Source organism: Promicromonospora sp. NPDC059942 (assembly GCF_042731755.1).
Classification (GTDB): domain Bacteria; phylum Actinomycetota; class Actinomycetes; order Actinomycetales; family Cellulomonadaceae; genus Promicromonospora.
Genome location: NZ_JBHWLR010000011.1, coordinates 127,418 through 137,218 on the forward strand (window position 1 = coordinate 127,418; position 9,801 = coordinate 137,218).

A 9,801-nucleotide genomic window follows, 5' to 3' on the forward strand; every position below is an offset into this window, starting at 1 on the left:
TTCAGGAGGCACGCACGTCCCACCGACACGAGCTGAGGGATCCCATGAAGCACCGCATCGTCATTCTCGGGGCCGGGTACGCCGGAGCCTCCGCCGCCGGCCGGCTGGCCCGCCGGCTGCACCCCGACGACGTCGAGCTCACCCTGGTCAACGCCGAGCCGGACTTCGTCGAGCGGGTGCGCCTGCACCAGGTGGCCACGGGCCAGGACCTGCGCCCCCGGCCGCTGCGCGACCTGCTCGCCGGCACGGGCGTGCGCCTGCGGGTAGCCCGCGTGACCGCCGTCGACGTCGACCGCCGGACCGTCTCCCTGACCGGGGCGGACGGCGCGGACGTGCTCGCCTACGACACGCTCGTCTACGCCCTGGGCAGCGCGCTCGCCGACCACGGCGTACCCGGCGTCGCCGAGCACGCCCACGAGCTGGCGAGCCGGCCGGGCGCGCTCCGCCTGCGCGAGCGGCTGGCCGGGCTCGCCCCCGGGGGCCGCGTGGTCGTGGTCGGCGGTGGGCTGACCGGCATCGAGGCCGTCACCGAGATCGCGGAGGCCCGCACCGACCTGGACGTCGCGATCGCCGTCCGCGGCGGGCTCGGGGACTGGCTCTCGGCGGCCGGTCGGCGCCACCTGCGCGCCGTCCTCGACCGGCTCGGCGTCACGGTCCACGAGCACGCCGACGTCACGGGCGTGGACGCCGCCGCCGTGCTGACCCGCGACGCGACGATCCCGGCGGACGTCGCCGTGTGGGCCACCGGGTTCGGCGTGCACCCGATCGCCGCCGCGACGAGCCTGCGGGTCGGCGCGGACGGGCGGATCGTGGTCGACGAGACCATGCGCTCCGTCTCCCACCCGGACGTCTACGCCGCGGGCGACGCCGCGCTGGCGCACGGCCCCGTGGACAACGTGCTGCGCATGTCGTGCGCGTCCGGCATCCCGATGGCCTGGCAGGCCGCCGACTCGATCGCGGCGCGCCTGACCGGGGGCAGGCTCCCGCACATGCCGTTCGGGTACGTGCACCAGTGCATCAGCCTGGGCCGGCGCGACGCCCTCATCCAGCTCGTCACGACCGACGACCGGGCCAAGGACGCCGCCCCCGGCGGCCGCCTCGCCGCCCGGTACAAGGAGCTGGTCTGCACCGGAGCCGCCTGGATGGTCGCCCACCCGGTGCCCTACCCGGCCCGCCGGCGGCATGTCACGGCGGCCCCGGGTGCCGAGCGCGAGCGGGTGAATTACGGCGATATGCCCGCGCTGAAGGGCTAAAGTCTCCGAAAAAACGAGCGAGCGGGCCTCGTCCGCCCGCCGCCGAGGCAAGGGTGACTTGGCGCGAGCACCTGTGCCAAGGAGGCAAGCCATGATCTCGGACGACGTGCGCCGGTCGCTGGACGTCGCGACGCCCCCCACGGTCCGCGTGCTCGACCACCTCGTGGGGCGCGACGCCGTGCCGGAGGCCGGGATCGCCGCGGCGGTGGGCCTGGACGCCGCGGACGTCCGCGCCGCGCTGACCGCGCTCGCCGCGGACGGGCTCGTGGTGCGGGTCCCCGCACCGGGCCGGTCCCGGTCCCGGCACTGGTCGGCCCTGCCGCCGCGCTCGGTGCTCACCACCCTGCTCGCCCGGCGCCGCCTGGAGATCGCCGTCTGGGAGCTGCACGCCGACCACCTCGAGAAGGCCTACCAGGAGGCCACCGGCCAGGCGGGCGACACGGCGCTCGTGGACGTCGTGGTCGGGGCGGAACAGGTCGGCGCGCTGTACTGGCACCTCATGGAGACCGCCACGCACGAGGTGCTGCACCTCGCCCGGCCGCCCTACCTCCAGCCCACCCCCGAGCTGCTCGACGAGGTGGACCGGCCCGCGATGAGCCCCACGGTGGAGCTGCGCAGCGTGTACGAGAGCGCCACGTTCATCGACCCGGTCTCCCTCGAGACCGCGCTCGGCGGGCAGGAGACCGGCGCCGGCCTGCGCCTGTCGCCGCAGGTCCCGCTCAAGCTCGTCGTGGTCGACCAGAAGATCGCCATGCTGCCCGCCGCCGGCGACGACGCCGGCAGCGCCTCGCTCGTGGTGCACGCCCCCGCGCTGGTGGGCGCCCTGACCGACCTCTTCGAGCGGGTGTGGGACGCCGCGATGCCGCAGTCCATGTGGGCGGGCGCCGGGGCGGACGGCGCACTGCCCGACGGCGAGGCCGACGGAGACGCCGACGTCGCCGGGGAGGGCCCGGCCGCCGCCTGGTCGCCGCTGCCCCGGGTGCGGCTGGAGCAGCGCACGCGGTCCATCCTCGACCTCATGGCCGGCGGGCTCACCGACGAGGCGATCGCCCGCACGCTCGACATCAGCCGGCGCACGGTCCAGGCCGAGGTCACGGCGCTCGCGGAGAAGCTGGGCGCGCGCACCCGGTTCCAGATCGGGCTGTTCGCGGCCGAACAGGGCCTGCTCGCCCGGACGCGCGCGTAGCGACATCCGGGCTGCTCATCTGCGCAGGTGCGCAATCTTCTCCTTGTCCGGTATGTCGTCGGTCAGCACAGTTGTCTCGTCCGACGGGCGCGAGGGTGCGGCCGGTACCAGATCAGTCCGGCCCGAGAGGGTCGTAGGAGAAGCCCATGCGTATCCAGAGACCCAACCGTGCGGTCGCCGTGCTGGCGGCGGCCGCCCTGCTCGGGGCCGCGGTCCCCGCCGCCCACGCCGCACCGGCCGCTGTGCCGGCCGGCACGACGGCCGAGCTGCCGGCCACGGCCACACCGCTGTCCGAGACGGACACGCCCGGACTGGTCGAGGGGCTCGACGAGCCCGTCGACGCCGCCCTCGCCCCGGCCGCCGCCGCGCGGACCCACCTCGAGGGCCACCGGTCGCGCTACGGGATCGCCGACCCCGACGCCACGCTGGTCACCGCCGACGTGCAGCGCGAGGGCACCCGCGAGACCGTCCGGCTGGACCAGCGGTACAAGAAGCTGCCCGTGCTGGGCGGCCAGTACGTCGTCCGCATGGAGAAGCAGGGCGGCGAGCGGACCGTCACCGGCACCTCGGGCTCCTACTTCACCGAGCTCGACGTCGACACGACGGCGCCGACCCTGCCCGCGGCCACGGCCGTCGAGCGGGCGGTCGAGGGGATCGGCAAGAGCCTGACCGGCGGCGCGGCCGTCGTCGCGGGCGGGGTGCGGCCCGGCACGGCGCCGTCGGCGGCGACGCCGGACCTGACCGGCACCGACCAGGGCCTCGCGGTCGTCCCGTCGGGCACCGGCATCCTGGCCCGGCACGTGCTGGTGCGCGGTACCGCGCCGGTCACGGGCGAGCCCGTGCTCACCGACGTGTACGTCGACGCCGCCTCCGGCGCCGTGCTGCTCAGCTCCAGCCGGCTGCGCACGCTCGCCGCGCCGCAGCAGGTCGAGGCCCTGCGGGCCGACCAGGAGGCGACGGCCGCCGCGGCCGGTGCCGACGCCGCGGAGCCGCCGGCGTCCGGCAACGGCGTGACGCCGGTGACCGGCACGGGGACCAAGGCCGACGGCACGACCGTCGACGTCGGGCTGCAGCGGGTGGACGCCACGGGCACCTACCTGACCACGGATGTGAGCCACACCCTGGCCGACGGCCGGACCGTGCCCATCACCACCTGGGACGCGACGCACAACGACTACTACGACACGGCGGGCCAGTGGCCCGAGGGCATCGCGCCCTTCGCGTCGCCGTCGAGCACGCTGGGCACCGACCTGACCGACCTCGGCGCGGTCGACGCGCACTGGGCCGCGGCCCAGGTGTTCGAGTACTACAAGGTGGAGCACGGGCGCGACAGCCTGGACGACGCCGGCATGGCGCTCGACTCCTTCGTGGGCATCACCTACGGCGGCAACCCGTTCGTGAACGCGTTCTGGGACGGCACCAAGATGGTCTACGGGACCGGCGACTCGGAGTACAAGTCGCTCGCCGCCGACCTCGACGTCGTCGGCCACGAGATGACGCACGGCGTGGTGGAGCACACCGCGGGCTTCCTCTACAGCGGCCAGCAGGGCGCGCTGAACGAGGCGATCGCCGACTACTTCGGCAACGCGATCGACGTCGACGTGTCGGGGATCCCGATGAGCGACCCGGAGGCGAGCCTCCTGGGCGGCGATCTGTGCCGCACCACGGCCCCGGTCGACTGCGCCCTGCGGGACCTCGACGACGGCATGACGACGGCGGACTTCAACCACCTCATCGACACCGACGCGCGCTTCGACTACGGCGGCGTGCACCTGAACTCGACCATCGTCTCGGGCGCGCTGTGGGACGTCCGCGAGTCGCTGGGCGGCGAGCTGGCCGACAAGATCGTCTACCGGGCGCTGACCGAGTACCTCACGCCGCTGTCCGACTTCGTGGACGCCCGGGAGGCCGTGATCGCCGCCGCGCGCTCCTACGGCCTGAAGGCCAAGCAGCTCAAGGTCGTCGAGCGGGCGTTCGACTCGCGCGGCGTCACCGAGGCCTGGGAGAAGAACCTGCCGGGCAAGGGCACGTCGCTGCTCCTCGACCGGCTGGACACCGGGCTGTACACGGACATGCAGCCGTCGACCGGCGGCGACTGGTGGGCCGTGGCGCGCTCCAGCGCCGACGGCACGGAGCCGACGTCGATCTGGGCCGGCCGGACCGACGGCCGGGGCGAGCCCCGCCGGGTCTCCGCGGCCGACGGGCGGGTCAACAGCTTCGCCCAGACCGACGGCAAGCGGGTGGTGTGGCTGTCCATGGCGGCCGACTACACGGACTTCCGGATCATGTCCGCGCCGCTGACCGGCGGCCGGGCCACGACCCTCTACACCACGACGGGCCGCGTGACCGGGCTCGGCATGGACGGCGACGTCGTCTCCTGGTCGGAGTGGGACGCCGAGACCTGGATCGACGAGGTGCACTACCTCGCGGGCCGGTCGAGCACGGTCCACACCGTGGAGCACGACTGGGTGGGCCCGGCGACCGCGCCGACCGTCAAGGCCGGCCGCATCGCCTACGTCCGCTACGAGGTGTTCCAGCACGACGACGGGAGCTGGGACTGGGCGCTCGGCGTCGAGGTCTTCGACACCCGCACCGGCAAGACCGTCCTGGCCGGCCTGGACAACGGCGCCGAGACCGTCAGCTACCCCGCGCTCACCACCAAGGGCGCCTACTGGGTGGCGGACCGCGACCCCGGCTACACCGAGCAGGGCGCGTGGCACAACTCGGTGCGGGCGTACTCGTTCGCCACGCGGAAGGGCGAGCTCCTGTTCGACGAGAACTCGACCACGGCCAAGCGCGCGTGGGTGCTGACGGCGTCCGACACGACGCTGACGGTCACCGAGGACGCCTCGAAGGAGGCCTGGCAGTCCGCCACGATGCCGACGGACGCGCTCATGCCGCGCCTGAAGCAGTACACGCTCGACGGCCGCTACGTGGGCGACGCCTCGTGCAGCCCGGGCGCGCAGATGTTCGCCGAGGCGGGCGAGGGCCGCACGGTGGTCTTCAAGTCCACGGCGACGTCGGTGACCGGCCTCGCGGTCGCGTCGGGCGCGAAGCGCTGCTGACCTGACGGGCTGACCCGAGGGGTGCTGACCGGCCCGGCGTTCGCCGGGCCGGTCAGCGTCTACGCTGGGCGCCATGGACGACAGGCCAGTCATCCTGCTGGCGGGCGGCGACCATGCCGACGTCGTCGAGCAGGAGTTCCGTGCCCGGTATGACCGCGACTACCGGATCGAGCTGACCCACGGCGTGGCCGCGTGCCTGGACCGGGCGCGGGTGCTCGTCGGCGAGGGCGAGCAGGTCGCGATGGTCGCCGCCGAGCACCACCTGGCGGACGGCACCGCGATCGAGCTGCTGCACCAGCTCCCCTCCGTCGTCGCCACCGCGCGGCGCGTGTCGCTGGTCCCGTTCGAGTACTTCAACGACAGCCTGGACGAGCTGCGGGACGCGATGACGCGCCGCGACCTCGACACGTACGTCATCCTCCCGCGCGGGCCGCGCGACGAGGAGTTCCACACCGCGCTGATCGAGCTGCTCTCCGAGTGGGGCTGGTCGGTGGGCCGGCCCGTCGTGACGGTGACGGACCTGGTGGCCGAGCCCGGCGACCGGAACGCGGCGGCCATCCGGGACCTCCTGGAGCGCCTCGGCTTCCCGTACCGCTCGCTCACGCCGGACGACGAGGAGGCCGAGGCGATCCTCGAGGCCGCCGGCCCGGGCGCCGAGCTGCCCGTGGTCAGCACGTTCCGCGGCCAGGCACTGTCCGCGGCGACCCCGGCGGCCGTCACCGAGGCGATCTACGGCGGTTTCGACTCGATCCCCGACGGCGTGATCGCCGACGTCGCGATCGTCGGCGCCGGCCCCGCGGGCCTGGCCACGGCCGTCTACGCGGCGTCCGAGGGGCTGGCCACGGTCGTGCTCGAACGGGACGCGATCGGCGGCCAGGCCGGGTCGAGCTCGATGATCCGCAACTACCTCGGGTTCCCGCGCGGCATCTCGGGCATGCGGCTCGCCCAGCGGTCCCGCATCCAGGCCAGCCGGTTCGGCGCGCGCTTCTTCACGGGGCGCCCCGCGGCCCGGATCGAGCCGGGACCGCCGAACGAGCCCGAGCACCAGCACGTGCACGTCCGCGGCGCGCAGCTCTGCGCCCGCACCGTGGTGCTCGCGACCGGGGTGAGCTACCGGCGCCTGGGCGTGCCCGGGGTCGAGGACCTCGTGGGCGCGGGCGTCTACTACGGCGCGGCCACGTCGATGGCGCGCGAGCTGCAGGACCGCGACGTCTACGTGGTCGGCGGCGGCAACTCGGCCGGCCAGGCCGCCGTCCACCTCGCCAAGTTCGCGGGCGGGGTGACCATCCTGGTCCGCCGCGCGAGCCTCGCCGAGACCATGTCGGACTACCTGGTGCGCGAGATCGAGGCGACGCCGACCATCCAGGTGCGCACCCGGACCGTGGTGGCCGACGGCGGTGGCGAGGGCTGGCTCCAGTGGCTGCGGCTGCAGGACCTGGACACGGGCGAGTCGACCAAGACCTCCGCCGACGGGCTGTTCTGCCTGCTCGGCGCCGAGCCGGACTGCACGTGGCTGCCCGAGGGCGTCGCGCTCGACGAGCGCGGGTTCGTGCTGACCGGCCGGGACGTGCCCCGCGACGCCTGGGTCGACGGCCAGCCGCCGGCGAGCCTGGAGACCACGGTGCCCGGGGTCTTCGCGGTCGGCGACGTGCGCGCCGGGTCGATGAAGCGGGTCGCCTCGGCGAGCGGAGAGGGCGCCTCGGTGCTCCCGCTGGTGCACGCGCACCTGGCCCGGCTGCGCGCCCGGGAGTTCGGCGCCTGATTCCTCCCGGTACCCGATGCGTGCGCATCGTTCCTCGCGCGGTGAGACCGGTTGTCTCATAGCGTGTCGAGCGTGAAGCGCACTGCAGGGGGCTTGGGCGCGCTCGCGACGGTGGTTCTGGTCGCGATCAGCGCTGTCATTCCGACGATGTCGGCGTCGGCGGAGACCACCGCCGGATGGGCCGAGTGGGACCCGTTGACCGGCTCGGCCGGCGACTGGTCGACGAGCGTCCGGCTCCCGGCCGCGGGCTTCCCGGAGGCGACGGTGACCTCCGACTCGCGCGGCGGCGTCGGCGTCATCTCCGGGGCGTCGTCCTGGCTGAGCGCGGCCACGCCGCCGGGCGCGGTCTTCGGGTCGAGCCGGGACCAGCAGTACCTCAACCTGCGCCCGCAGGCCGACCGGCCCACGTCGCCGTCGACCACCACCTACACGTTCGAGCGCCCGACCCCGGCGAGCGGCTGGGCGTTCGTGCTCGGCGACATCGACGCCGACCGCGCGGTCGTCACCGCGCTGGGCGCCGACGGCCGGCAGCTCGCCGGCGCCGAGCTCGGCTTCCAGGAGGGCTTCAACTACTGCCCGGTCCCCGGAGGCCCGTCGTGCACGGGGGACGCGGCCGATGTGCCGGCGTGGGACCCGGCCACCGGCGAGCTCATCGGCAACCCGGCCGCCGCCGACACCTCGGGCGCCGCGGGCTGGTTCCGGCCCACGACGCCGATCAAGACCCTGACCGTCCAGTTCTTCCAGCGCAGCGGCTTCCCCGTGTACCAGACGTGGTTCGCCTCCCTGGCGCGCGACATCTCCGGCACGGTCAACCTGGTCGACGACGCCGGCGCACCCCAGGGCGTGCTGCCGGGCGCGACCCTCACGCTCTTCGGGCCGGACGGCGCCGAGCTCGCCACGACCACCTCGGACGACAGCGGCCAGTACGCCTTCCCCGGGTACGCGGCCGCGGCCGGGTACAGCGTGGAGCTGACCACCCTGCCGGAGGCGGACGACGACCACCCGTTCGGCCTCGTGCCGTACGGCGACCGGCTGGTCACGGACGTGGACCTCACCGACGCGGACGCCACCGGCGTCGACCTCGCGGCGCGCGACGTCGCGCCCGTGGCCGTGAGCGGCACGGTCCTGACCGACGACGGCACGCCGGTGCCCGGCGCGACGGTCACCCTCACGCCGGTCGGCGGCGGCGCGCCGCTCACGGCCGTGACCAGCTCGACGGGCGAGTACCTGATCGACCACGTCGGCTGGGACGCCGCGAACGACCAGCCGCAGCAGTACACGTTCACGCTGAGCGACGTGCCCGAGGGGTTCACCGTCGCGACGGTGCCCGACGACATCACGGTCGAGGTCGGCCAGGAAGAGCCCGTTGCCGGCAACGACTTCGTCGTGACGGCCCCGGCGTCGCTCTCCGGCACGGTGACCGTCGGCGGCGAGCCCGTCGCGGGGGTCGTCGTCACGCGGGAGGGCCCGGACGGCACGGTCAGCACGACGACGGCCGCCGACGGCACGTACCTCTTCGAGGGCGTGCCTGCGGGCGATCACACGGTGAGCGTCACCGTGCCCGACGGGTACCGGGCCGACGGTCCGGACTCCCGGGACGTCACGGTCGGCGCGGACGACGTGACCGACGTCGACTTCGGCCTGTCCCACCCGGGGGCGGTCGGCGGCACCGTCACCGACGACGCGGGGGAGCCCGTGGCCGGCGCGACCGTCACGGTCACGGGCCCGGACGGCCCGGTCACGGTGGTCACGGACGACGTGGGCGGGTACTTCGTGGGCGACCTGCCGCCGGGTGACTACACGATCGCCCTCACCGTGCCGGAGGGTTACTCCGCCGACGTCACCGAGCGGTCCGTGACCGTGACCAGCGCCGGCGAGGACCTGCTCCAGGAGGACTTCGCGCTGGTCGACGAGTCCGTCGAGCCGCAGGAGCTGCCCGTCGGCGGCACGGTCACCCACGCCGAGGGCGCGCCCGTGCCCGACACCACGGTGACCGTGACCGACGCCGACGGCGCGCGGGCCGGCACCGCCACCACGGACGCCGATGGCGCGTGGTCGACCGAGCTGCCGCCGGGGTCGTACACCGCCGTCGTCGTGCCCGGCGAGGGGTACGTGGTGGAGGGCGAGGACAGCATCGCCTTCGAGGTCGTGGACGAGGAGGTCACGGGGCTCGACTTCGTGCTGACCAACGCGACGCAGGCGCCGAGCCCGGCACCCGGCACCGACCCCTCGGCCGACCCGGACCCGGACCCGGCCGAGCCGGGCGACCTGGCCGCGACCGGCGCGACCGTCGGCTCGGTGGCGCTGGCCGCCGGCGTGCTGGTGGCCGTGGGCGTGGCGATGGTCCGGGGGTCACGCCGCCGGAGCTGAACCTTGCGGCGTCCGCCCCCACTTCGTTGAGTGCTGGCTATTTGTGGCCTGGAACCGGTTCCAGGCCGCAAATAGCCAACACTCAGCGAGGCGGGAGGGGGGCAGGGTGTGGGGGAGTGGAGGGGCCCGCTGCCCGTGAGGTGGTTGGGCCTCGCCGACGCAGCC

5 protein-coding genes are annotated in these 9,801 nt (G+C 74.6%); all 5 read left to right on the forward strand.

Annotation, left to right across the window (positions count from 1 at the left end):
• The first annotated feature begins 44 nt into the window (after window positions 1-44).
• Window positions 45-1,253 (forward strand): NAD(P)/FAD-dependent oxidoreductase, encoded by a 1,209-nt coding sequence (locus ACFV9Q_RS18670; RefSeq protein WP_377235608.1) that lies wholly within the window; start codon window positions 45-47, stop codon window positions 1,251-1,253.
• A gap of 91 nt (window positions 1,254-1,344) precedes the next feature.
• Window positions 1,345-2,439: a LuxR C-terminal-related transcriptional regulator gene (locus ACFV9Q_RS18675; protein WP_377235609.1), complete on the forward strand. Its 1,095-nt coding sequence runs from the start codon at window positions 1,345-1,347 to the stop codon at window positions 2,437-2,439.
• 146 nt (window positions 2,440-2,585) lie between these two features.
• Window positions 2,586-5,504, forward strand: coding sequence for a M4 family metallopeptidase (locus tag ACFV9Q_RS18680; RefSeq protein WP_377235610.1), 2,919 nt, complete (start codon window positions 2,586-2,588; stop codon window positions 5,502-5,504).
• A 73-nt stretch (window positions 5,505-5,577) separates the two neighbouring features.
• Window positions 5,578-7,266 carry an FAD-dependent oxidoreductase gene (locus ACFV9Q_RS18685; RefSeq protein WP_377235611.1) on the forward strand — a complete coding sequence of 563 codons (1,689 nt, stop codon included), beginning with the start codon at window positions 5,578-5,580 and terminating at the stop codon, window positions 7,264-7,266.
• 72 nt (window positions 7,267-7,338) lie between these two features.
• Complete coding sequence (locus ACFV9Q_RS18690) at window positions 7,339-9,636, forward strand: collagen binding domain-containing protein (RefSeq protein ID WP_377235612.1); 2,298 nt, start codon at window positions 7,339-7,341, stop codon at window positions 9,634-9,636.
• Window positions 9,637-9,801: the final 165 nt, after the last annotated feature.

Excerpts from the sequence above, each read along its gene's own strand:
- ACFV9Q_RS18685 (WP_377235611.1), top strand. The coding sequence starts at position 5,578 with ATGGACGACAGGCCAGTCATCCTGCTGGCGGGCGGCGACCATGCCGAC.
- ACFV9Q_RS18680 (WP_377235610.1), top strand. The coding sequence starts at position 2,586 with ATGCGTATCCAGAGACCCAACCGTGCGGTCGCCGTGCTGGCGGCGGCC.
- ACFV9Q_RS18675 (WP_377235609.1), top strand. The coding sequence starts at position 1,345 with ATGATCTCGGACGACGTGCGCCGGTCGCTGGACGTCGCGACGCCCCCC.
- ACFV9Q_RS18670 (WP_377235608.1), top strand. The coding sequence starts at position 45 with ATGAAGCACCGCATCGTCATTCTCGGGGCCGGGTACGCCGGAGCCTCC.